20 protein-coding genes are annotated in these 23048 nt (G+C 62.3%); 7 read left to right on the top strand and 13 right to left on the bottom strand.

Features of this window, described 5'->3' with window-relative positions; genetic code table 11:
* The first annotated feature begins 154 nt into the window (after positions 1-154).
* Complete coding sequence (locus EGJ27_RS19175; protein WP_125832311.1) at positions 155-1504, top strand: sodium:proton antiporter; 1350 nt, start codon at positions 155-157, stop codon at positions 1502-1504.
* 91 nt (positions 1505-1595) lie between these two features.
* Positions 1596-2594, top strand: coding sequence for a GTP 3',8-cyclase MoaA (moaA, locus tag EGJ27_RS19170; RefSeq protein WP_125832310.1), 999 nt, complete (start codon positions 1596-1598; stop codon positions 2592-2594).
* A gap of 439 nt (positions 2595-3033) precedes the next feature.
* Here moaA and EGJ27_RS19165 read toward each other — a convergent pair whose 3' ends face one another.
* The 5 genes from EGJ27_RS19165 to EGJ27_RS19145 all read right to left on the bottom strand — a co-directional run bounded on the left by EGJ27_RS19165 (position 3034) and on the right by EGJ27_RS19145 (position 8243).
* Positions 3034-3348 carry a hypothetical protein gene (locus tag EGJ27_RS19165; protein ID WP_125832309.1) on the bottom strand — a complete coding sequence of 105 codons (315 nt, stop codon included), beginning with the start codon at positions 3346-3348 and terminating at the stop codon, positions 3034-3036.
* Between the two features lie 480 nt (positions 3349-3828).
* Positions 3829-4455, bottom strand: a complete 627-nt coding sequence (ycaC, locus tag EGJ27_RS19160) for an isochorismate family cysteine hydrolase YcaC (RefSeq protein ID WP_125832308.1) — start codon at positions 4453-4455, stop codon at positions 3829-3831.
* An 84-nt stretch (positions 4456-4539) separates the two neighbouring features.
* Entirely contained in the window at positions 4540-6378 is a 1839-nt protein-coding gene (locus EGJ27_RS19155; protein ID WP_125832436.1) for an amidohydrolase, read from the bottom strand.
* A gap of 162 nt (positions 6379-6540) precedes the next feature.
* The gene (locus EGJ27_RS19150; protein WP_125832307.1) at positions 6541-7161 is read right to left on the bottom strand and encodes an antibiotic biosynthesis monooxygenase; all 621 of its coding nucleotides are present in this window, start codon (positions 7159-7161) and stop codon (positions 6541-6543) included.
* Between the two features lie 146 nt (positions 7162-7307).
* Positions 7308-8243 (bottom strand): LysR substrate-binding domain-containing protein, encoded by a 936-nt coding sequence (locus tag EGJ27_RS19145; RefSeq protein WP_125832306.1) that lies wholly within the window; start codon positions 8241-8243, stop codon positions 7308-7310.
* Positions 8244-8428: 185 nt separating this feature from the next.
* Here EGJ27_RS19145 and EGJ27_RS19140 point away from each other — a divergent pair, with 185 nt between their 5' ends.
* Positions 8429-8842, top strand: a complete 414-nt coding sequence (locus EGJ27_RS19140; RefSeq protein ID WP_125832305.1) for a GFA family protein — start codon at positions 8429-8431, stop codon at positions 8840-8842.
* Positions 8843-8940: 98 nt separating this feature from the next.
* Here the strand turns inward: EGJ27_RS19140 and poxB are convergent, their stop codons facing one another.
* Positions 8941-10659 (bottom strand): ubiquinone-dependent pyruvate dehydrogenase, encoded by a 1719-nt coding sequence (gene poxB, locus EGJ27_RS19135; RefSeq protein WP_125832304.1) that lies wholly within the window; start codon positions 10657-10659, stop codon positions 8941-8943.
* A gap of 136 nt (positions 10660-10795) precedes the next feature.
* Positions 10796-12685 carry a penicillin-binding protein 2 gene (gene mrdA / locus EGJ27_RS19130; protein ID WP_125832303.1) on the bottom strand — a complete coding sequence of 630 codons (1890 nt, stop codon included), beginning with the start codon at positions 12683-12685 and terminating at the stop codon, positions 10796-10798.
* Positions 12686-12923: 238 nt separating this feature from the next.
* Here mrdA and EGJ27_RS19125 point away from each other — a divergent pair, with 238 nt between their 5' ends.
* Together EGJ27_RS19125 and EGJ27_RS19120 are read left to right on the top strand one after the other, a co-directional pair.
* Entirely contained in the window at positions 12924-13232 is a 309-nt protein-coding gene (locus tag EGJ27_RS19125) for an RcnB family protein (protein WP_125832302.1), read from the top strand.
* A 98-nt stretch (positions 13233-13330) separates the two neighbouring features.
* Positions 13331-14164, top strand: a complete 834-nt coding sequence (locus EGJ27_RS19120) for an AraC family transcriptional regulator (RefSeq protein ID WP_125832301.1) — start codon at positions 13331-13333, stop codon at positions 14162-14164.
* Between the two features lie 2 nt (positions 14165-14166).
* Here EGJ27_RS19120 and EGJ27_RS19115 read toward each other — a convergent pair whose 3' ends face one another.
* Positions 14167-14754 carry a LysE family translocator gene (locus EGJ27_RS19115; RefSeq protein WP_177523058.1) on the bottom strand — a complete coding sequence of 196 codons (588 nt, stop codon included), beginning with the start codon at positions 14752-14754 and terminating at the stop codon, positions 14167-14169.
* Positions 14755-14965: 211 nt separating this feature from the next.
* Between EGJ27_RS19115 and EGJ27_RS19110 the strand changes: the two genes are divergently transcribed.
* A complete protein-coding gene (locus EGJ27_RS19110) occupies positions 14966-15166 on the top strand; it encodes a hypothetical protein (protein WP_125832300.1) in 201 nt (66 codons plus the stop codon).
* Positions 15167-15175: 9 nt separating this feature from the next.
* Here the strand turns inward: EGJ27_RS19110 and EGJ27_RS19105 are convergent, their stop codons facing one another.
* The 3 genes from EGJ27_RS19105 to norR form a co-directional block, all read right to left on the bottom strand.
* Positions 15176-16633: an MFS transporter gene (locus tag EGJ27_RS19105; protein WP_125832299.1), complete on the bottom strand. Its 1458-nt coding sequence runs from the start codon at positions 16631-16633 to the stop codon at positions 15176-15178.
* Between the two features lie 30 nt (positions 16634-16663).
* Positions 16664-16888: a DUF6555 family protein gene (locus tag EGJ27_RS19100; RefSeq protein ID WP_125832298.1), complete on the bottom strand. Its 225-nt coding sequence runs from the start codon at positions 16886-16888 to the stop codon at positions 16664-16666.
* A gap of 233 nt (positions 16889-17121) precedes the next feature.
* Positions 17122-18672, bottom strand: a complete 1551-nt coding sequence (norR, locus tag EGJ27_RS19095; protein WP_125832297.1) for a nitric oxide reductase transcriptional regulator NorR — start codon at positions 18670-18672, stop codon at positions 17122-17124.
* 272 nt (positions 18673-18944) lie between these two features.
* On the opposite strand from norR, the gene EGJ27_RS19090 reads away from it, so the two are divergent.
* Entirely contained in the window at positions 18945-20402 is a 1458-nt protein-coding gene (locus EGJ27_RS19090) for a DUF2723 domain-containing protein (protein ID WP_256672884.1), read from the top strand.
* A 9-nt stretch (positions 20403-20411) separates the two neighbouring features.
* Here EGJ27_RS19090 and EGJ27_RS19085 read toward each other — a convergent pair whose 3' ends face one another.
* Both EGJ27_RS19085 and EGJ27_RS19080 read right to left on the bottom strand, forming a co-directional pair.
* Entirely contained in the window at positions 20412-22238 is a 1827-nt protein-coding gene (locus EGJ27_RS19085) for a glycoside hydrolase family 15 protein (protein WP_125832296.1), read from the bottom strand.
* On the bottom strand, positions 22231-23031 hold the full coding sequence (locus EGJ27_RS19080; RefSeq protein WP_125832295.1) for a glucose 1-dehydrogenase: 801 nt from the start codon (positions 23029-23031) through the stop codon (positions 22231-22233). Before EGJ27_RS19080 ends, EGJ27_RS19085 begins: the two co-directional genes overlap by 8 nt.
* Positions 23032-23048 lie beyond the last annotated feature (17 nt).

The following is a 23048-nucleotide window of genomic DNA, read 5'->3' as shown; positions in this document are numbered from 1 at the left end:
CGAGCAAGCTCGTTCCTACAGATCCAGTACGGGTGTAGGGCTGGCTTGCTGGCGAGGGTGGAATGAACGCGGCAAATATTTCAAATTATTGCTGCACCTTGCAGTCACACTTTCATACCCCTTCGTGTGACCACTCTGCAATGGTTCTGCCTATATGAGCTTCATAACCTGCATGAGCGTGCTTGGCGTGCTCCTGATGCTTTTGGCATTGACCTCTTCCTATCTGCGCTGGATGCCGGTTACGACATCCGCTGTGTGTCTGGCGTTCGGTTTCGCCATCGGGCCCGTGGGGCTGGCGATGATCAACCTGGACTTCAGGCAGGCGGTCGGCTGGATGGAACGCCTGACTGAAGTGGCAGTGCTGTTCTCGCTGTTCAACACCGGCATCAAGCTGCGCCTGCCGCTGCATGGCAAGGCCTGGCATTCGGCGTACTGGCTGGCCGGGCCGGTGATGATCGCCACCATCGCCGGCACCTGCCTGGCGGCGCATTACCTGCTGGACCTTTCCTGGGGGCTGTCACTGCTGCTCGGTGCCATGCTGTCGCCCACCGACCCGGTATTGGCCGGGCTGGTGCAGGTCACCAACGCCCAGGATCAGGACCGCCTGCGCTTCGGGCTGTCCGGTGAAGCCGGGCTGAACGATGGCACCGCCTTTCCGTTCGTCTATCTGGCTCTGTTCTACATAGGCTCCAGCACCCTGGGCTCAGGCTGGCTGGGCCACTGGGCGCTGGAAAAACTCGTCTGGGCGGTGCCGGCCGGGCTGCTGCTCGGTTATGTCATGGGCCGTGGTGTCGGGCACCTGATGATTTTCCTGCGCATCAAGAACGCCGACAGCACCACCTCGCCCAACGATTTTCTGGCACTGGCGCTGATCGCTTTGTCCTACGTGACTGCCGACTGGATCGGCGCCTACGGCTTTCTGTCTGTGTTTGCCGCCGGGTTCGGGCTGCGCCAGGCCGAAGCGCGCATCACCCGCTCGGAAATCCCCTCCGAACACGTCGCTCAACCGGTCCTGGGTCATATGACCGGCGGCCTGGAGAAAGGCACCGCGGCCGACGCCGAGGATCTGAGCGACACACAGCTGGCCGCCGGTGTGATGATGGGCGACATGCTGGCGTTCGGCAGTCTGGTGGAGCGTTCCATGGAAGTGCTGCTGATCACCTTGCTGGGCGCGGCGCTGTCGTTGTACTGGGACTGGCGCGCCATCGGCCTGGGCCTGGCGCTGTTCTGCATCATCCGCCCGGCAAGCGTGTGGCTGTTGATCAGCCGCCGGCTGCTGAACCGCCGGCAGAAGGCGCTGGTGGGCTGGTTCGGCATCCGCGGCATCGGCAGCCTCTATTACCTATGCTTTGCGTTGACTCACGGTTTACCGGAAGATGCGGGGCAGGTCATCATCGGCCTGACGCTGTCGGTTGTGGCGCTGAGCATTCTGCTCCATGGCCTGAGCATCCAGCCGTTGCTGGACCGTTATGAACGCTATTCGGCGTCCAGGGCGAGCGATTGATAGAGAGAGTCGATCAACCCATCGCAACAAGCGATTGGACTGTAACGCCCGGACTGCGCAAGCTTCACGTACTGTGTATTGAGAAGGTGAAATGTCAGATCACGTCCTGATGGACCGCTTTGCACGTAAAGTCGATTATCTGCGCATGTCGGTGACCGACCGGTGCGATTTTCGTTGCGTGTACTGCATGGCCGAAGAGATGACCTTTCTGCCCCGCCAGCAGATTCTGTCGCTGGAGGAAATCCTGCAGGTGGCCGAGCGCTTCGTCGCACTGGGTACCCGCAAGATCCGCCTCACCGGCGGCGAGCCGCTGGTGCGCGCCGGGGTAGTGGGCCTTTGCGAACGCATCGCCGCCCTGCCCGGCCTGCGTGAACTGTGCATGACCACCAACGGCTCGCAGCTCGACCGCCTGGCCAGGCCGCTGTTCGATGCCGGGGTCAGTCGCCTCAACATCAGCCTCGACAGCCTTGACCCGCAGCGCTTCCGCGAACTGACCCGTACCGGCGATCTTGCCAAGGTTATCGCTGGCATCGATGCGGCCAATGCGGCCGGGTTCCAGCACACCAAGCTCAACTGTGTGGTGATGCAAGGCCGCAACGATCACGAAATCAACGACCTGCTGGCTTTCGCCATCGAGCGCCAGCTGGACGTGTCGTTCATTGAAGAAATGCCGTTGGGCGTGATCAGCGAACACAGCCGTGCCGAATCCTTCTACTCCAGCGATCAGGTACGCGAGCGCATCGCCGAGCGCTATACGCTGGTGCCGTCCACCGATTCCACCAACGGCCCGTCGCGCTACTGGCGTCTGGCCGAAGCGCCGGATATCCGTATTGGCTTTATCTCGCCCCACAGCCACAACTTCTGCGGCACCTGCAATCGCGTGCGGCTGACCGTGGAAGGTCGTTTGCTGCTATGCCTGGGCAACGAACATTCGGCGGACCTCAAGTCCGTACTGCGCGCCAACCCGGGCCAGCCGCACAAGCTGGAAAAGGCCATCATCGACGCCATGCAGCTCAAGCCATGGAGCCACAACTTCACGCTGGACGACGATGTGCAAGTAGTGCGGTTCATGAACATGACCGGCGGCTGATCCTAGCGTTGCGCCCTGCCGACAGAACGCCTCACTCAGTGAGGCGTTTTTCGTTTCGACAGGTCATGCTGATGAGACATCAATGACGCGTTTGGTACGGGTCATTTTGTCTGCCAAGGCTTCCCGCCCAGGGTCTCAAAGAAGCGCGCAAAGCGCTGTCGCCCAGAGGTCGGCGTGCGGGCAAGCAGGCGGATTGAACAGCGGCGGAAACGAAAACGCCCCGCCTGCCGCTGGGTGGCGGCAGGCAGGGCGTAAAGAATTCAAGGGAGTCGACGACGTGGTCTAGACCGAAACCGATCACATCAGCGCCAAACCGCCAACCCGTGACTGAAGATATACACTCGATCGGATATAAACAACACCCGAACGAATTATTTTTGCTGTCAAGAAACAGACCAACCCCATTATTGGATCCATCCGCAGGCCAGTCCGCTACCGATCACGCGACACGGCTGCCACGCCCCTGAGACTGTTGCCAACGGATTTGCAGTTCCCTGAGCACCGACTCCAGATACGCGTTGTCCGCTGCGGCTTTCTTGCCAACATAACCTTGCCCCCGGCGAAACATCTTCACGCAGGCACGCAGTTGCGGATGCGTGTCGCGGAATTCGTCTTCCTGTGAACAAGGCGACATCGGGTCAAGATGCACTTCGCCGGAGTCGGACAGCCACAGCATGTGGCAGTCGAGGGTGTCTTTGCGGGCTGCAAACAGACGAGCCAGTTCATCGAGAGTGGCGTGGCGGGTAATGTTCATGTTGATGCTCCTTCGCTCGTAAACCTGTTCAAGTGGATGCAGCACGTTCATCGGCCGAACCAGCATCGGTCCAGCGCCAAGGGGCCACAGGTAGCCGCGATGAAAAGCCACTACATGGCAGCATCGACAATGAGAAAGTGGTGAACTCCGAAGCCCAGGGCGGTGATCACGAGGATCACCCACAAGGTCATGAAGACGGTTCACCAGACTTGTGCCCTGTCGAGCAGTCATGCCGGGTCAGCTTCATCAATCTGCCTTGTGGGCAGCCTGTATCCGGGAACATCTCGACGGCTTGCCGAGCCTGTTCAGTACGTTTCCAGCCCTCCCGATCAGGGAGACAGCTGCATAATGCAAAACGGGAACGAGGACGTCAACGATTATGTAGTGCTTATTTTTACTCACTACATATAGGGATGAGCAGGCAAAAAAAAGACGGTGGCGTGACTGGTCAGTCACGCCACCGTCAAGGGGAGCGCGGTTTTAATGGGTGAATGCGGTGTAGCTGTTGATCAGGTTGCGGTAATTGGGGATGCGCTGAGACAGTAGATTCGCCAGGCCTTCCATGTCGTTGCGCCAGTCAATCTGCAGCTCGCAGGCAACCGAGAACCAGTTCACCAGTTGCGCACCCGCGGCGCTCATGCGTGCCCACGCCGCCTGCTGCACGGTTTCGTTGAACGTGCCGGACGAGTCGGTCACCACGAACACTTCAAAGCCTTCGGCCAGCGCGCACAGGGTCGGGAATGCGACGCAGACATCGGTCACCACACCGGCGATGATCAGCTGGTTGCGGCCGGTAGCCTTGACTGCCTTGACGAAATCTTCGTTGTCCCAGGCGTTGATCTGGCCTGGACGCGGAATGTATGGCGCGTCCGGGAACATCTCCTTGAGTTCCGGCACCAGCGGGCCGTTCGGGCCGCTTTCGAAGCTGGTGGTCAGAATGGTCGGCAGGTCGAAGAACTTGGCGATATCGGCCAGGGCCAGAACATTGTTCTTGAACTCGTTGGGCGAGAAATCCTGAACCAGCGAGATCAGGCCGGTCTGGTGGTCGACCAGCAGGACTGCGGCGTCGTCTTTGTTCAAACGGCTGTAAGGGGTTGGGGTGCTCATGATTGACTCCTTTGGGTTAGCGAGGGTGTGGTGCACATCTCGCCAGGCCGGGAAGAACCTTCGGCCTGACGTGTTGAAGTCCGGTCAGAAGGCGAAGCACGAGCAGCCGAATGCGCCCCAGAAACCCTGGAAATCACTGACCGGCGCATTGGACAGCCGGGCCCGCTCATGGCTATGCGAATGCACCGCGCACGGGCCGCTGCACTGGTGGACCTGGGCCAGCATCGGCGAGGCCGGACGCCAGTGGCCCGGCACCTTGGCCACCGGCGACCAGTCCGGCAGCACCGGAACTGCGGGCGGTGCCAGCTTTTCAAAGTCGCCGGAGCCGAACACCACTTTGCCGTCCACCACCGTGAGCACCGATTCGATCCACTTGATCGCTTCTTCATCGACGCTGAAATAGTCGGCGGACAACGCCACAAGATCCGCCAGCTGGCCGACCTTGATCTGGCCCTTCTTGCCCTGTTCCGACGAAAACCAGGCGCTGCCGTGGGTGAACAGCTCCAGTGCCGTGTCGCGAGACAGCCCTTCGGGATATAGCTCCAGACCACCGACCGTGCGGCCGCTGACCATCCAGTACAGCGAGGTCCACGGGTTGTAGCTGGAAACCCGGGTCGCATCGGTGCCGGCGCCGACCGGCACGCCTTCGGCCAGCATGCGTTTGATCGGCGGGGTCATTTCCGCAGCCTTGGCACCGTAACGGTCGACGAAGTATTCGCCCTGGAAGGCCATGCGGTCCTGGATGGCGATACCGCCGCCCAGCGCCCGCACCCGCTCGATGTTCTTCGGGGTAATGGTTTCGCAATGGTCGAAGAACCAGGGCAGGCCGTTGAACGGGATGTCGCGATTGACCTTCTCGAACACGTCCAGCATGCGGCTGATGGATTCGTCATAGGTGGCGTGCAGGCGGAACGGCCAGCGGTTCTCCACCAGATGCCGCACCACCGGCTCCAGGTCCTGTTCCATACCGGCTGGCAGGTCCGGGCGCGGTTCGAGGAAATCTTCGAAATCCGCTGCTGAAAAGGTCAGCATCTCCCCTGCCCCGTTATGCCGCAGGAAGTCATCGCCCTGGTGCAGCTTGACGGTGCTGGTCCAGTTCTTGAAGTCGGCCAGTTCTTCCTTGGGCTTTTGCGTGAACAGGTTGTAGGAAATGCGCACGGTCAGCTGTTTTTCGCGGCCCAGTTGCTCGATGACCGCATAGTCGTCGGGGTAGTTCTGGAAACCGCCACCGGCGTCGATGGCGCTCGTCACGCCCAAACGGTTGAGTTCGCGCATGAACTGGCGCGTAGAGTTGACCTGATACTCCAGCGGCAGCTTCGGGCCTTTGGCCAGGGTCGAGTAGAGAATCATCGCGTTGGGCTTGGCCACCAGCATGCCGGTGGGATTGCCCTGGCTGTCGCGCACGATCTCGCCGCCCGGCGGGTTGGGCGTATCGCGGGTGTAACCGGCAACGCGCAGCGCTGCGCGGTTGAGCAAGGCGCGGTCGTACAGGTGCAACACGAACACCGGAGTGTCCGGCGCCGCCTGATTGAGTTCTTCCAGCGTGGGCATACGCTTTTCCGCGAACTGAAACTCGTTCCAGCCGCCCACCACCCGCACCCACTGCGGCGTCGGAGTGCGGTCGGCCTGATCCTTGAGCATGCGCAGCGCGTCGGCCAGGGACGGCACGCCTTCCCAGCGCAGTTCAAGGTTGTAGTTCAGCCCGCCACGAATCAGGTGCAGGTGCGAGTCATTGAGGCCAGGAATCACCGTGCGTTTTTGCAGGTCAATCACTTGGGTGTGGCTGCCGCGCAGGCCCATGACTTCGGCCTCGGTGCCGACCGCCACGAAACGCCCGCCGCTGATCGCCACGGCGCTGGCCTTGGGCTTTTCGCGGTCGACGGTGTGGAATTGGCCATTGAACAGAATCAGATCGACATTCATGGATGTACCTTTGGTGAACGTTGAAGAGGCATCGGCAAAACCGGTGAATGGCAGGGACGGCAAAATGGCTGCGGCGGCACTGAGCAGCGAGCCCTTGGCGATGAAGCGCCTGCGCTGCAGATCGGTTTTCTCGTCTGTCATCGGAAGGTTTCCTCGGGGGCCTTATTCAGGCGATTTGGCAGAAGCGTTCAGCCAGGGCGCCAGCAGTCGGGTGGCGGCCGGCATCAACGGGTAAACCACCAGCAACACAATGGTGATAGTGATGATTGCGGTACTGACCACATACCCCGACAGCCACGGGCTGAACGCCAGAATCGGCAGCCAGAACAACGGCACGCACAAGGTCAGCGGCAGGATCACCAGAAACGATACGCAGGCCTGTTTCCAGCGCGGCGGCTGCCCGGTCTGATCGGTGCCGGGGTTGAACCAGAACTCGTTATGCGGATTGACCTGAATCTGGTCGCCGTCGGCCAGCATCGGCGCGGCTTCCTCCACCAGTGCACGGCGCTGCTCGGAGTCCAGCCACGCCTGCATCGCCTGGGTCGAATGAAAGCGCAGCACGCAGGTGAACTGTTTCAGGCCGTCGGCGGTGCTGCGGATCACGTCAACGCCCAGATGGCCCGGATAACCGCTGGCGATGGTGACGATGCGTCGCAACCATTGCTCGTAATGGGCTTGCTGTCCGGCCTTGACGCGGTGCTTGATGACCAGGGTGACGACTTCATTGAAGGCCGCGCTGTCGATGGCGCGGGCCTCGGCATCGAGGCGAATGGATTCGGACATAACCTGCGGCTCCGGCAAACGGTTATTAAAGGTCGCGGCGCCGCTTCGGCCTGGTAGGTGTTACGACGGCGCCCTGAATGGAAACAGAGAGTGCCGTCGATCAACCGGCAGTGATTGAATCGATGTGCTTTCTTTGCGAAAGGTTCTCACTGTTGCCCCAGGGCCGCCGACTCAGGCAGCGGCGCCGACATGTATTCGGCGATGCGTGACCGTAGCCAGCGTTCGGCCGGGTCGTTGTCATGCACCCCGCTCCACACCATCGACAGCTCGGCCGGAACGATCGGGAACGGCGGCTCCTCGGCGCGAAGCTGACTGCCTTCGATCAATGCGCAGGCGGCGTAATCGGGCACCGTGGCAATCAGCTCGGTGCCCGCCAGCAAGGCGCGCAAACCGTTGAACTGCGGCACCGCCAGCACCACCTTGCGGGCACGACCGACCCTGGCCAGATCCAGGTCGATGTTGCCGCTCAGGTCGCCGGAAAAAGACACCATCGCGTGCTTGCGTTCACAGTAGTCGTCCAGGCTCAGCGTGCCAGGCCGAGCGTCGCCACGGATCACCTTGCAGCCGATGTCGCGCAACTTCTTGCGCTTGGCGTTGGCCGGCAGCTCTACGGTATAGCTGACCCCGACCGAGATTTCCCCCGAAGCGAGCAGCGCTGGCAGCAACAGGTAGTTGGCCCGACGAATGACCACGATAATGCCCGGCGCTTCCTCACGCAGGCGGCTCAGCAAGGGCGGCAACAGGCCGAACTCGGCGTCGTCCGACAGGCCGATGCGGAACACGTCGCAGCTGGTCGCCGGATCGAACTCCTTGGCACGGCTTACTGCCCCGGAAATGGTGTCCAGCGCCGGGCGGATTTCTTCGAGGATCACCAGAGCCCGCGCGGTGGGCTCCATGCCCCGGCCGTTGCGCAGCAGCAACGGGTCGTCGAACAGGTCGCGCAGACGGCCCAGTGCGGCACTGACCGCCGGCTGGCCGATGAACAGTTTCTCGGCGACGCGAGTCAGATTGCGCTCGAACATGAGCGCCTCGAAGATCACCAGCAGATTGAGGTCGACACGGCGCAGGTCATTGCGATTCATGAAAGCTTCCGGCTTCAATGGATGAGAAAGGGCTTGCCCAACCTAAGCACATTTCCTCACAACCGGCTTGTTCGCATGTGCGCAATTGTCATCTAGGCGCCACACCCCATCGCCCGATCCGTCGGCTCGATTGGGCAGAGTCGAATCCGGGGGTTACCCTCAAGGGCAAAAACGGAGGCTCAGCCATGATCAAGAAAGTCGGTCCGACCCGGATCAATCCTGTGCACAAAGCGTCGTGCCATTGCGGCGCGGTGATGCTGGAACTGGACTTGCCGGACGGCATCGTCGATCCGCACCGCTGCGACTGCTCACTGTGCAGACGGCGCGGCGCGATTGTCGCCACGGTGGCGGCAGATGGCATTCGCCTGCTCCATGGGCAAAGCGTATTGAAGTTGTATCAGTTCAACACGCTGACGGCCCGCCATTACTTCTGCGGCCATTGCGGCGTGTACACCCACCATCAGCGCCGCTCGAATCCTGAGCAATACGGCTATAACGTGGGGTGTCTGGAAGGAGTCAATCCGTTCGATCTGGGGCCGGTCGGGACGTCCGACGGGGTTCACCACCCCGCCGACGCCGAACCGCCTCGTTGCGACTGACCCGGCTGCACCGGACCAGGTGCCTGTACGACTGTTTGAGCGAAGGTCCGGCAGGCCTGTTTTAACGCGGCATCACCGAGTGCAGATGCCTGCACCTCCTAGCGCAGATTGGTCTTGGCCAGCTCCAGTACCTGATTGCCCCGCCCGCTGAGAATCGCGCGCATCATGTACAGGCTGAAACCCTTGGCCTGGGCCAGTTTGATTTTCGGCGGGATGCCCAGCTCCTGCTTGGCGGTCACCACGTCGATCAGCACCGGGCCTGGGTGTTCGAAGGCCTTTTGCAGCGCGGCGGGCAATTCGTCGGCGTTCTGCACGCGAATGCCAAGGATGCCGGCACCCAGCGCCACGCCTGCAAAGTTGGTGTCGTGGAAGTCGGTGTCATGGGGCACGTAGCCGGCAGCTTTCATTTCCATGTCGACGAAGCCCAGCGAGCTATTGTTGAACACCACCATTTTGATCGGCAGGTTCAACTGGCGGATGCTCAGCAGGTCGCCCAGCAACATCGACAAACCGCCGTCGCCGCACAACGCCACCACTTGGCGATCCGGATACTGCGCCTTGGCGCCCAGTGCCTGCGGCATGGCGTTGGCCATCGAGCCGTGATTGAACGAGCCGATGAGCTTGCGCTTGCCGTTCATGTGCAGGTAACGCGCCGCCCACAAGGTCGGCGAGCCCACGTCCACGGTGAAGATCGCGTCGTCATCGGCCTGCTCGTCGATCAGTCGCGTCAGGTACTGCGGATGAATCGGCCGGCCGGGCGGAGTCGGCGTGGCGAGTTCGTCCAGCTCTTCGCGGGCCTTGGCGTAATGCTTGAGCGCCTTGTCGAGAAACCGCCGGTCGCTGTGGGGCTTGAGGCGCGGCAGCACGGTGTCGAGAGTTTCTTTGATGCCACCGACCAGCCCCAGCGCCACGGGCGTGCGACGGCCCAGTTGGGTCGGGTCCAGATCGATCTGAATGATCTTCGCGTCGGCCGGATAGAAATTGCGGTACGGAAAGCTGCTGCCCAGGATCACCAGCGTGTCGCAGGACAGCATCGCGTGGTAGCCGGAGCTGAAGCCGATCAGCCCGGTCATGCCGACGTCGAACGGGTTGTCGTATTCGACATGCGGCTTGCCGCGCAAGGCGTGGACGATTGGCGCGCCCAGCGTCTCGGCCAGTTTGATGACCTGCTGATGCGCACCGGCGCAGCCCGCGCCGCACAGCAGCGTGGTGGCCTTGGAGTCGTTGAGCATCTCGACCAGGGTTTGCAGGTCCTGCTCGGCCGGCACCACACTCGGCGGCTGGACCTCGACCCACTTGGCCGATACGTCCGGCGAATCACTGAGCAATACGTCACCGGGCACCACGATCACCGCCACACCCTGCTGGCTGATCGCCGCTCGCATGGCGCGCTCCAGTACGCGCGGAAACTGCTCGGGGCTGCTCACCAGTTCGACGAAGTGGCTGCACTCCTTGAACAGTTCCTGCGGGTGGGTTTCCTGAAAATAATCCAGGCCGATTTCGGCGGAAGGAATGTGGGCCGCAATCGCCAACACCGGCACACGGCTGCGATGGCAGTCGTACAGGCCGTTGATCAGGTGCAGATTGCCCGGCCCGCAACTGCCGGCGCAGACCGCCAGTTTGCCGCTCGATGCCGCCTGGGCGCCGGCGGCGAAGGCCGCGACTTCCTCATGGCGGGTGTGCATCCAGCGAATCGATTCGGTGCGTTGCAGGCTGTCGGTCAGGCCGTTGAGGCTGTCGCCGGCCACCCCCCAGATATGGGAAACACCAGCCGCTGCGAGGGTTTGCGCGAGATGGTCGGCAATGGTCTTGGACATGCGGGGTTCCTTGTCGAAGCTGTGAAGGATCGGCGCAGGCTCGGCAGCGCCTGCTGTGGTCGACCCGTCACGCTGACGACAGTTCAGTAAACCTGCGCCCGGTTCAGCCTCGCCAACTCACGCCCGATCCGCCGCGTCAGGCATGGGGCGCACCGCTCGCCGAAGCCGGCGCGGCATACTGCGGCTTGAGCTTGCCGTTCTGGTCCAGCAGCCAGGCGTCGAGAATTTCCCGCACCACCGGCCCGGCCACGCGCCCGCCCGCCTCGCCGTTTTCGATCATCACCGAGACCACGATCTTTGGCCGTTCGGCCGGGGCGAAACCCACGAACAGTGCGTTGTCGCGGTGGCGTTCCAGGGTCTTGTTGCGGTCATAGCGCTCGCCCTGCTTGATCGCCACCACTTGCGCGGTGCCGCTCTTGCCGGCGATGCGATACTGCGCGCCTTGCGCCGCCGCACGGGCGATACCCCGCGGATCGTGCATGACCATCTGCATGCCGACGTTGACCTGATCCCATTCCCGGGGATCGCGCAGCACGATGTCGGGCATCGGATGCTCATCCACCGGGGCCACGTGGCCGACTTCTTTGGCCAGATGCGGACGGTGCCACACGCCTTTGCTGGCAATCAGCGAGGTGGCCTGGGCCAGTTGCAGCGGCGTGACCTGCATGTAGCCCTGGCCGATGCCGAGAATCACGGTTTCGCCCGGGAACCAGGCCTGGCGCCGCGTGGCCCGTTTCCATTCCCGGGACGGCATCAGCCCTGCAGATTCCTCGAACATGTCCAGCGAGACCTTCTGGCCGATGCCGAACATGGTCATGTAGTCGTGCAGCCGGTCGATGCCCAGCTTGTGCGCCAGGGTGTAGAAGTAGGTGTCGTTGGAACGCATGATCGCCGCGTCCATGTCCACCCAGCCATCGCCGCTGTGGTTCCAGTTGCGGTACTTGTGATCGAAGTCCGGCAACTGGAAATAGCCAGGGTCGAAGACCCGGGTCGAGGCGTTGACCACGCCGGTGTCGAGCCCGGCGATGGCCACTTCCGGCTTGACCGTCGAACCGGGCGCATACAACCCGCGCAGCACGCGGTTGAACAGCGGCCGGTCGATGGAATCGCGCAACGCCGCGTAGGCTTTGAAGCTGATCCCGGTCACGAACAGGTTGGGGTCGAAACTGGGCTTGCTGACCATCGCCAGCACTTCGCCGGTCTCCGGGTCCAGCGCTACCACCGAACCGCGCCGATCACCCAGCGCATTCTCGGCGGCTTCCTGCAAATGCACATCCAGGCTCAGGGTGATGTTCTTGCCGGGAACCGGATCGGTGCGTTTCAACACCCGCAGGACTCGGCCCTGGGCGTTGGTCTCGACCTCTTCGTAGCCGACCCGACCGTGCAGTTCGGATTCATAGAAGCGCTCGATACCGGTCTTGCCGATGGACTGGGTGCCGCGGTAGTCGGTGTCCAGTTGCCTGGCTTCTTTCTCGTTGATGCGCCCGACATAGCCAATGGAATGCGCGAAATGCGCGCCCAACGGGTAATGCCTCACGAACTGCGCCGCCACGTCGACGCCGGGCAGGCGGTATTGATTGACCGCCAACAGGGCGATCTGCTCTTCGGTCAGCTCGTACAACAAGGTGGCGGGCTCGAATGGGTGGCGAACCTGCTTGAGCTCCTTGTCGAACAGGATCCGGTCCTCATCAGGCAGCGAGAGAATGCTCATCAGCTGGTCGATCACCCCGTGCCAGTCACCGGCGCGCTCGCGGGTCAGGGTCAGGTTGAAACTGGGGCGGTTGTCGGCCAGCACCTCGCCGTTGCGGTCATAGATCAGGCCACGCTCGGGCGGGATCGGCAGCACATGCACCCGGTTGTTCTCGGAGACGGTGGAGTGGTAGGCAAATTCGGTGACCTGCAGGAAATACAAGCGGCCCACCAGGCAGGCGCTCAGCACCGCAATCAACGCGGCACAGGCAATGACTCGGCGATTGACCAGCCGGGCGTCCTTTTCATGATCCTTGAGAGGAATGGGATTGGGCATTTCTACAGCTTCTCGGTAAAGGACACAGGTCGCGTTAACATGTAATTAAATATTTCGGCGCGCACCATACCAAGAAGTCGCCGCCAATAGGGACAGCAATGGCGCCGTGGGGGTGAAAGTTCTGTCAGGTGTCGGTTGTCACGCCCAGCAACAGATCGAATGATTTCTCTTGCCCACGGTCCCATGCTGCAGGACAGGCAATAAGCCAGTCGCCTTACACTCAAGACGGAGTCTTCACATGAATAGCAAATCGTTGATCGCCTGCATGTCCCTGATCGGCTGCTTCTCGGTTGTCACTCTGCCCGTGCACGCCGACGAGAAGCCCGAGCCCAAGGTCGAGGAATCGCAGTACAACCAGCACGAACTGGAACTGGGTTCCCGCGTGCCTGAGCAGTTTCGCCGCAGCGATTCCAGCATCAAGGACTGGAAAGCCAAAGGCCTGAAAGAGCCGGCCAAGGAAAGCGAATGGATTCAGATCAACGACAAATACGTGCGCTTCCAGAAAGTGAACGGCCAGATCGTGGATATCGTGCCTGCCCCCAAGTAATAAAACCCTCTTAGCAGGAGCGGAGCGCCGCCCGGTCCGCTCCCACAGAAGTTTTGGCAAATGCGCTAGTCTTATGGCTCAGCCACCGGGACGTTCGCATGGACCGCATCAATCGCCACCCCACTCCCGTCACGCCGTTCTTCTGGCGTGACGAACGCTTGCCGTTCATCGAGGCGCGCTCGGTAGAGGATGGGCGCAAGCTGTGTTACGCACGGCATTCCCATGAAGTGTTTTCCATCGGCGCCATCACCGCCGGGACCAGCACCTATCTGCACGAAAAGACCTCGCAAACCGTCAGCCAGGGCACCGTGGTGCTGATGAATCCCGGCGCCGTTCACGCCTGTAATCCCATCGCCGACCAACCCTGGTCGTACCTGATGCTTTACGTCAACAGCCAGTGGCTGGGTGAACGCCAGGCCGAGTTGCTGCAGCAGCCCGGTTGCGGTTTCCAGCCGCTGGCCGCTACGGCCAGTACCGATCCGGCGCTGTATTCGGGCCTGGTGGACTTGTACCGGACCTTGATCGACCCGGATCAGGACACACTGCACAAGCAGTGCACCGCCCTGTCGTTCTTCACCTTGCTGCAACAGGTGCTGGGCAGCGCGCCGCATGCCCTCGACAAGCCGCTGCATCGCGTTGCGCAGGCCGCCCGGTTCATCGACGAGCATTTCAGTGAACCCATCAGGCTGGACGATATTTGTGCAGCGGCCAGCCTGTCGGCTTCGTATCTGATCCGCGCCTTTGAACAGCGCTATCACATGACGCCCCACGCTTACCTGATCAACCGGCGTATCCAGCACGCCCGCAACCAGCTCAAGCAAGGCCGATTGATTGCCGACGTGGCCCATGAGACGGGTTTTGCCGATCAGGCGCATTTGCAGCGCGAGTTCAAGAAACACTTGGCCGCCACGCCGGGCCAGTATCGGCTCTGAGTTCAGCCCAGCAGCAGATACAACGCGCAGCCGGCCAGCAAGGCCGCCATGGTCCGATTGAACCGCCGCACGCCCGCCGCGCTGCGCAGGTAATGGCTGAAAAAGCTGCCTGCGTAGGCCCAGCAACCCAGCGACGCATAGCAGACCACGCAATAAATCGCCGAAAACTGCCAGACCAGCCGGGCTTCGCTATTGGCCACGAATACACCCATGCCCGCAATCGACGCCAGCCAGGCCTTGGGGTTGAGCCACTGCATCAGTGCGCCGTACAGCATGGACGGCCGTTTGCCCTGCTGATTGACATTCAGCCGCCCATCATCAGCCGCCAGCTGCCAGGCCATGTACAACAGGAACGCGACGCCGGCCCACTGGATCAGCCGGGTCAGGAACGGCCACTGGCGCAGGGTTTCATGCAGGCCCAGGCCAATCAGCACCAGCAGCAAGGTAAAACCCAGGGTGGCACCGAGCACATGGCGCATGCTCGGCCAGAAACCAAAGCGTGCGCCGGCGCTGAGCGCGACCAGATTGACCGGCCCCGGCGTAATGGATGACGCCAGGGCAAATGCCGCCATGGAGATGAACAGACTCATGGGAACCTCTGATACAGGATGGATTGACCTGATCAGGGTAAAGAGCCGGTTTGAGCCGGTATTGAAGGAAATCACCCAGTGCGCGACCGAATGCCGCGTGGCACCGCGACAAATAAATTGAAGCAAAGTGCCATCACGGCCGATAATGCTTTCAGACAGTCAAGGAGCAGCCCCATCACGCCACCGGGAGGCGACTTACTGAGGAACGGCAGTGCAGCTTGAACCACTCAAAGACATGCAGGATTACCTGAAGCGCACCGCCGACGATCTGGAGCGAGTGTCGCGAAACCTCGCCGGTCATATGCGCTACCTGCAACATTCGTCTCGGATCATCGATGCGCAAGATGTGAATGCACGCATCCAGGGCCTCCAGGCTTCGGCCAATGATCTGCGCCAGGTCTTCAAAAAGTAGCAGCCGCGACTAGTCGTCCCCCGCTTGCGACAACGGCCTTGCGACCTGCTCCAGCGACTTGCGCTCCGATGCCACGCCCCAGCGCGCCTGTACGGCGGCGGCGAATATCATCAGCCCTGCCCCGATCAGATAGCCGATCTGCACATTGCCCCTGTCCTGGGTCTCGATCAGTTGCCCGAACAGAGTCGGGCCGATGATGCCGCCAAGGCCAGTGCCGAATGCGTAGAACACGGCAATGGCCAGCGCGCGGATTTCCAGTGGAAAGGTCTCGGCCACCGTCAGGTAGGCGGAACTGGCCGCGGCGGACGCGAAAAAGAAAATCACCATCCAGGCCATCGCCTGCTGCGTTACATCCAGAGCGCCCTGCTCGAACAAATAGCCGCTGATCGCCAGCAGCACGCCGGACAAGCCGTAGGTCAGGCTGATCATCACCCGCCTGCCGATCACATCGAACAGTCGGCCGAGCAGCAACGGCCCGCAGAAATTACCCAATGCCAGCGGCAGCACGTACCAGCCAACCTGTTCGGCAGGCACTGCGTAGAAATCGGTCAGCACCAGGGCGTAGGTGAAGAAGATCGCGTTGTAGAAAAAAGCCTGCGCCGTCAGCAGCGTCAGGCCCACCAGCGAACGCTGGCGGAAGGTGCGGAACAGCGTGTCGACAATTTCCTTGAGCGGTGTGTGATCCCGGGCATGCAGGCGCAGCGGTCTGCCCTGCGGCTCGGTCAGCACGTGGCCCTGCCGGCGCAAATCGGCCTCGATCCGCTCGACGATGCGCGTGGCTTCCTCGGTACGGCCGTGGATCAGCAGCCAGCGCGGGCTTTCCGGCAGCCACAGGCGCATCAACAGGATCAACAGGCCCAGGGCGGCGCCGATGCCGAAGCACAGGCGCCAGCCAAGCTCGCCGCCAATCCATTGCGGGTCGAGCAACAGGATCGAACCGCCGGCGCCCAACGCCGCGCCCAGCCAGAAGGTGCCATTGATGCTCAGGTCGACCCAGCCGCGATAGCGTGCGGGGGTGAATTCCTGGATGGTCGAATTGATCGCTGTGTACTCGCCGCCGATGCCCATGCCGGTCAGGAAGCGAAACAACATGAAGCTCCAGACATTGAAGGAAAACGCCGTCGCCGCGGTTGCGCCGACGTACAGCAGCAAGGTGATGAAAAACAGTTTGCGGCGTCCGAGACGGTCCGTGAGCCAGCCAAAGAACAACGCGCCCAGCACTGCGCCAGCGATATACACCGCTCCGGCCAGGCCAATGTCACTGTTGGACAGGTTCAGCGCCGGGCTGTTTTTCAAGGCGCCGGCCACGGAGCCGGCCAGCGTCACTTCCAGCCCGTCGAGCAGCCAGGTGATGCCCAGCGCGATCACCAGCAACGTATGAAAGCGGCCCCACGGCAAGCGGTCCAGGCGCGCCGGCAGATCGGTCTCAAACACGGCACCCTGCTGAATCGGCGGGATGGACGTCATGGCCGGAAAATCCTCTGGGCAGGTTCAGGATCAGGCCTGGGCCCACTCCACATCGCTGATGCCGTATTGCTCGGCACTGGGCTGGGTGACCATGGGGACCCTTTCCGTCCGGTATTTGGGGATCCGCGCCAGACCGGCATCGACACTGGCATGGTGCCAGGCATTGGCACCGTCCATGTGTTCGGCCCGGATATAAAACGTCTTGAAGGCGCCGTTGAGCAGGTAATCGATGCGGAAGTGTTTGGGGAGGGCCATTGAAGGCTGAGCCTTTTTTTCGGTGACGAGACAATAACCGACCCCTGACGAAGGCAAATAATTCAGTCTTTTTGTCTGACAATGTTCAACAAGCTTGCTTCTACTCGATTACGAACACACTGAATGTGCAGGAGCGAGCTTGCGCGCGAAGGCGCCAGGCCACTCGAAGCCTCTTTAGCGGCAGAACCGATGTCTCCGCCAGCAGGCTCGCTCCTACAGGACGGCGATGCTGTTTATCGAATCCCCAAACGCCTGGCGAGGCGGTTCAGGTTGGCCCGGTCGACACCCAACGCCCTGGCGGCTTCGCTCCATTTACCCTGGTGCTTTTCCAGCGCATCGACGATCAGGGCGCGTTGATAGGCGTCGACTGCCTCTTTGAGCCCTTCCCCCGGCTGCAACGCCACTACCGGTGCCTGGACTGCGCTTGGCGTCGCGGTAGCTACGACCTCGTCAAGGCCCAGCGCCTGCGCTTCGATGGTCAGGATACGTGGTCGCTGAGGTTGTGCGGCCAGGCTCTTGAGCACGGCCCGGCTGATCAAGTGTTCCAGCTCGCGCACGTTACCGGGCCAGTTGTGGCTGAGCAGCAGCTTCTGCGCCTCGCCGTTCAGACGCAGGCTGCGCAGCCCCATGCGCAAGCGATTTTCCTCCAGAAAGTAGCCGGCCAGCACCAGTACATCGCGGCCTCGCTCACGCAACGGCGGCACCTGCAATGGATAGACGCTGAGGCGATGATAGAGGTCGGCGCGGAACCGCCCGGCCCGTACTTCCTCGGCCAGGTCGCGATTGGTGGCGGCGATGATGCGCACGTCCACCCGGTGCTCCTGATCCGAGCCGACCCTCTGCAACTGACCGCTCTGCAGCACCCTGAGCAGTTTCGACTGCACCGGCAGCGGCAGTTCGCCCACCTCATCGAGAAACAGGGTGCCGCCATCGGCCAGCTCGAACTTGCCGCTGCGTCCGTTGACCGCGCCGGAAAATGCGCCCTTGACGTGGCCGAACAGCTCGCTTTCCACCAGGGTTTCCGGCAGCGCCGCGCAGTTGAGGCTGATCAACGGCTTGTGCGCCCGTGGCGAATGCAGGTGGATGGACTCGGCGACCAGTTCCTTGCCGACGCCGGTTTCGCCGGTCACCAGAACTGTCAACGGGCTGTTGCCGACCAGCTGGATTTCCTGCAACAACCGTTTGTGTACCGCGCTCTGGCCGATCAACTCACGCGGGGCACGCCCGCCGGCAGCGCGTTTATAGACTTCGGCAAGCTGGCGCTGGTCTTCGAACCCCCGCGCCAGCTGTTTTATGCGCTCACTGGCCATGACGGTGGCCGCCGCCAGGCCGGCGAACGCCTGCAGGCTGTCCAGGTCGACACTGCCGAAGCTCGCCGGGTCCAGGGAATCGAGGGTGATCAGCCCCCAGGGACGTTCCTGGAAATACAGCGCACAGCCCAGGCAGTCGTGAACCTCCAGCTGGCCATGGCCTTCGACCAGGCCGTCGTAAGGGTCAGGCAGTTCACTGTCGGCGCAGAACCTGACCGGCCCTGCGCTCTCCAGCAGGATCCTGAAGCGCGGATGTTCCTGAACGCGAAACCGACGGCCCAGGGTGTCGGGGCTCAATCCGTCCACGGCCAGCGGAATCAGTACCTCATCTTCAAGCTTGAGCAGCGCCGCCGCATCGCAGGGCAGCATCTGGCGCAAGGATTCGAGCAAGCGGCGATAGCGTTCTTCGTCAGGCAGATCGCGGGACAGGTCCGCCACCAACGGCACCAGTTCCAGCAGCAGCGGATGGGTCATTGCGACTCCGGATGGGACGGTATGAAAGGGGGTCATTATGACCAGGCTGCCAAGAGACCGGTAGATCTTTCCGGCCGCGCAAAGCTGTAGGAGCTGGCCCAAGTAGTAGAACTTTTCGATGAGACCCGAAAAACACGATCAACCACTGACGCCAGCCACCCGGCACCTCTCGCTCTGCCGTTAGTTTTTATTCAAGAGGCGAATGTCCAGTTTCGTTCCATAGTGTGTTCCGTTGCGAAGTGGACGTTACACACCCTAAGGAGCGGCGCGGCATGCGGCATGTGATCAATCCACCTTCCATTGCACCCACGACCGCAGAGCGGCCGCGCGGGTCATCGATCCTGATTCCCTTGCTGCTGGTGATCGCTGCCGTGCTGTCCAGCTCCATTGCCTCCAGCGGCCCGATTCAATGGGGCGATAACGGCGCGCTGCTGGCCAATGCAGCCAGCGGCCGGTTGCTCAGCGAATCCCTCGGACCGCTGGATCATCCGCTTTATCACCTGCTCACCACCGCGATCCAGACACTGTTCGGCTCCCGCGTCCTGGGCCTGCTCAATTCCCTGTTGCTGATACCGCTGGCCTGGCTGGTGGTACAACTGGCCATCAGCGTGGGCGCAACTCCGCGCCAGGCGCTTCTGGCCGCGGCCGCCACGCTGCTGTCCCACGCGGTGTTCTGGGTCTCGACCAAGGCCGAGATCTACCTGCTGCACACCTTGCTCATGCTGCTGGCGTACTGGGTGTACTGCGCCTGGAGCGCGCACCTGAGCGCACGTCGCACCCTGTTGTCGATCGGCCTGCTGACCGGCCTGGGTGCCTCGACGGACCCGCTGACTTTCGTGGTGCTGTTGCCGCTGTACGTTCAGTTGCTGGTCCAGTACAAAACGCAAACCTGGCTCGCGGCGGCCGGGTTCCTGATGGGTTTCCTGACCGCCTACCCTGCGCTGATCAACGACCTGATGGCGGGCCTGGGGCCGCTGGACATTGCCCGACGCTACATCGCGGGCGACTCCGCGGCGGCCCACTGGTACGGCAACCTGTTTCGCGTGGACCTGCTCTGGCATGAAAAGAATGCGGTATGCGTGTTGCTGGCATCGCTGATCGGCCCGCAGCTGCTGGGGCTGATCAGGCCCGGACGACGCCTGCGTCGCCTGCTGTGGAGCGCCGCAGTGCTGAACCTGGTGTTTGCGCTGACTTACAACGTGTTCGACCGTTTCACCCTGTTTCTGCCCGGCATTGCGCTGTTCAGCATTCTCGGGGTCCTGCAGCTGCGCAAGTGGCTGCCGCGCAAACCCCTGGCCAACGGCTTGCTCAACGCCTCGGTGCTCAGCGGGCCGCTGAGTATCGTGCTGATCTATTCGCTGTACGTGAGCGGCCAACTGCACCTGCCCACCCACAAGGAGTCGCTGCCGTTTCGCGAAGACATTCGCTATGTCATGGTGCCGTGGCTGCCCGACCGTTCGGCGCAGCGTTTCGTCCACGCCTACCAGTGGGGGGTGCCCGAAGGCTCGGTAATCGTCGCCGACCCTACGCCCATGGGCGCGCTGCGCGCGGGCCAGGCACTGGGCCTGTTGCGCGGCAGCACACTGGTGATGTGCGGCGAAACCGCCGATCTGCGCGCCTGGCTCAGCAACCCCGGCGTGTACCTGGCGCGACTGAGTTTCTGTGGGATGATCGCCGAAAACTTCAAGCTCGAAGACATTCAGTTCGGCTACGCCCTGCACACCAAATGAACCCGCCCATCACGGCTGCCACAGGCCTTCCCCGCCGTCCAGTTTACGGTTGAGGAAGGTCGCGGCGCTGATCAGCGCCAGATGGCTCAGTGCCTGAGGCGTGTTGCCCAAGTGATGGCCGTAACAGTCGAACTCTTCGGCGTACAGCCCCACCGGGTTGGCGTAGCGCAGCAACTGCTCGAATTCCAGCTGTGCCTTTTCGACTTGCCCGGCGCGGGCCAGGCACTCGACGTACCAGAACGAACAGGCGACGAACGCACCCTCTTCGCCCACCAGCCCGTCATCATGGCTGTCGTCGTTGCGATAGCGGTAAACCATGCCGTCGCGAACCAGCGCGTGCTCGATGGCTTCCAGGGTCGCCAGCCACTTGGGATCGCTGGCGCCGACGAAGCGCACCAGCGGCATCAACAGCATCGCCGCGTCCAGGCTACGGCTGCCCTTGTACTGAACGAAGTGGCCCAGCTCGGCATTCCAGAAATGCTCCCAGATGTCGTCGTGAATCGCCTGGCGCACGTTGTCCCAGCGCTCGAACGGCGCCGGCAGCGAGCGTTTGGCCGCCAGACGCAAGGCGCGGTCCAGCGCCACCCAGCACATCAGCCGCGAATGCAGGAAGTGCTGGTCCTCGCCGCGTTTTTCCCAGATGCCCACATCGCGATCGCTCCAGTGCTCGCAGACGTAATCCACCTGGCGCACCGCATGGGTCCAGCCGTCGTGGGAAATCGCTTCGCCGTACTTGTTGGACAGGTACACCGCGTCCATCAATTCGCCATAGATGTCCAGCTGGACCTGGTCGTAGGCGCCGTTGCCGATGCGTACCGGCTGCGCGCCGCCGTGGCCCGAGAGGTGATCGAGATTGGTCTCGGGCAGTTCATGTTGTCCAGCGAGGGAATAGAGAATGCCGAGTTTTTCACAGCCACCGGAGCAGTCGTCGAGGCGTCGGCGCACCCAGCGCATGTAGGCATTGGCCTCGCCGGTGTAACCCAGGCGCATGAAGGCATACACCGTGAACGAGGCGTCACGGATCCAGGTGTAGCGATAGTCCCAGTTGCGCTCGCCGCCGCGGGTTTCCGGCAGGCCATAGGTGGCCGCGGCAATGATTCCGCCGTGTTTGCGCGAGGTCAGCAGTTTGAGCGCCAGGGCCGAGCGCATCACCATTTCACGCCAGCGTCCACGGTACTGGGATTGCCGGCTCCACTGACGCCAGAATTTGAGGGTGTCATCGTAGTAACGCGAACATTGCCCGGCGGCCACGTGCGGATCATCCACGCCGCCCAGGATGAACTCGACGGTCTGTCCTTGCTGGAGGTCGAAGTCGGCACAGGCGGTGCCGTCTTCGACGGTCATCACCGTATTGCCTGACAGCCGCATGCCCAGCTGCCCCGCGGCCTGGAAGCACACGGAGCCGCCATCCAGATGCGCGGCCGTGGACGCCCGGTTGTAATCCAGGCGCACCCGACAACGCATGCGGATTCGCACGTTGCCGGCCTGAACCTGCACCCGGCGCACCAGGCGCGGCAGGTCATCGGCGTCCTGGCCGATGGGCATCAGGTCGGTGACTTCCACCACGGCCTGTTCACCGATCCAGCGGGTTTGCAGAACATTGGTGTCGGGGAGGTAAATCTGCAGGCGACGGGCGTCGGGCAACTCCGGCGCCAGCTGAAAGATCCCGGCATCAGTGCTGTCGAGCAAGGCGCTGAAGATGGACGGGCTGTCAAAGTCCGGCCAGCAGCAGAAGTCGATGCTGCCGGTGTCCGCCACCAGCGCCGCACTGCGCATGTCGCCGATGATGCCGTGGTTCTCGATGGGGTTCTGGGCTTCTTCCAAGCGTTCAACCATTGCCACGAAACTCCGGATAAAGGCTCATGCCGCCGTCGATGAACAGCGTGCTGCCATGGACATAATCGGAGGCGTCCGACGCCAGCCAGACCACTGCGTTGGCAACGTCCTCAGGCTCGCCGACGCGGCCGTAGGGGATCAACTCCAGCAATTTCTTTTCCGCATCGCCGGCCCGGGCGTCTTCATTGATAGGCGTGCGGATCGCACCTGGCGCGATGCTGTTGACGCGGATTTTCTGCACGCCCACTTCCTGGGCGATGCTGCGCATCAGCAGGTCTACGCCGCCTTTGGACGCCGCGTAATTGGCATGTCCGGCCCAGGGAATCAACTGGTGCACCGAACTCATGTGAATGATCTTGCCCATGGCCCGGGATACGTCGGGGCGCATGCCCTGGGCGATGAATTGGCGCAATGCCGCGCGGGCGCAAAGAAATTGTCCGGTCAGGTTGACGTTGATGACGGTGTTCCAGTCGTCCAGGGACATATCGACCAGGGCCGCATCTTTTTGCAGTCCGGAGTTGGCAACCAGAATATCCAGGGCGCCGAACGCCTCCAGGGTCTGGGCGAACAGGCGCTCGACGTCCTCCTCTTTCGACACATCGGCGCCAATGGCGACCGCCTGACCACCCGCGGCACGGATTTCGTCCGCCAGCGCTTCTGCCGGTTCCGCCTTGGAATGGAAGTTGATGACCACAGCCGCACCGGCCTGGGCCAGCGCCCGCGCCGCACTCGCGCCCAATCCGGAACTTGCGCCGGTGACGAGTGCGACTTGTCGCTTCAAAGAAATATGCATCGGTGTTCAGCCTCCAG

Origin of the sequence: Pseudomonas sp. v388, from assembly GCF_003935425.1 — a bacterium.
In the GTDB taxonomy this organism is placed as follows: domain Bacteria; phylum Pseudomonadota; class Gammaproteobacteria; order Pseudomonadales; family Pseudomonadaceae; genus Aquipseudomonas.
The sequence above is the reverse complement of the archived record's forward strand: the minus strand, read 5'-3'. Positions and strand labels throughout refer to the sequence as shown.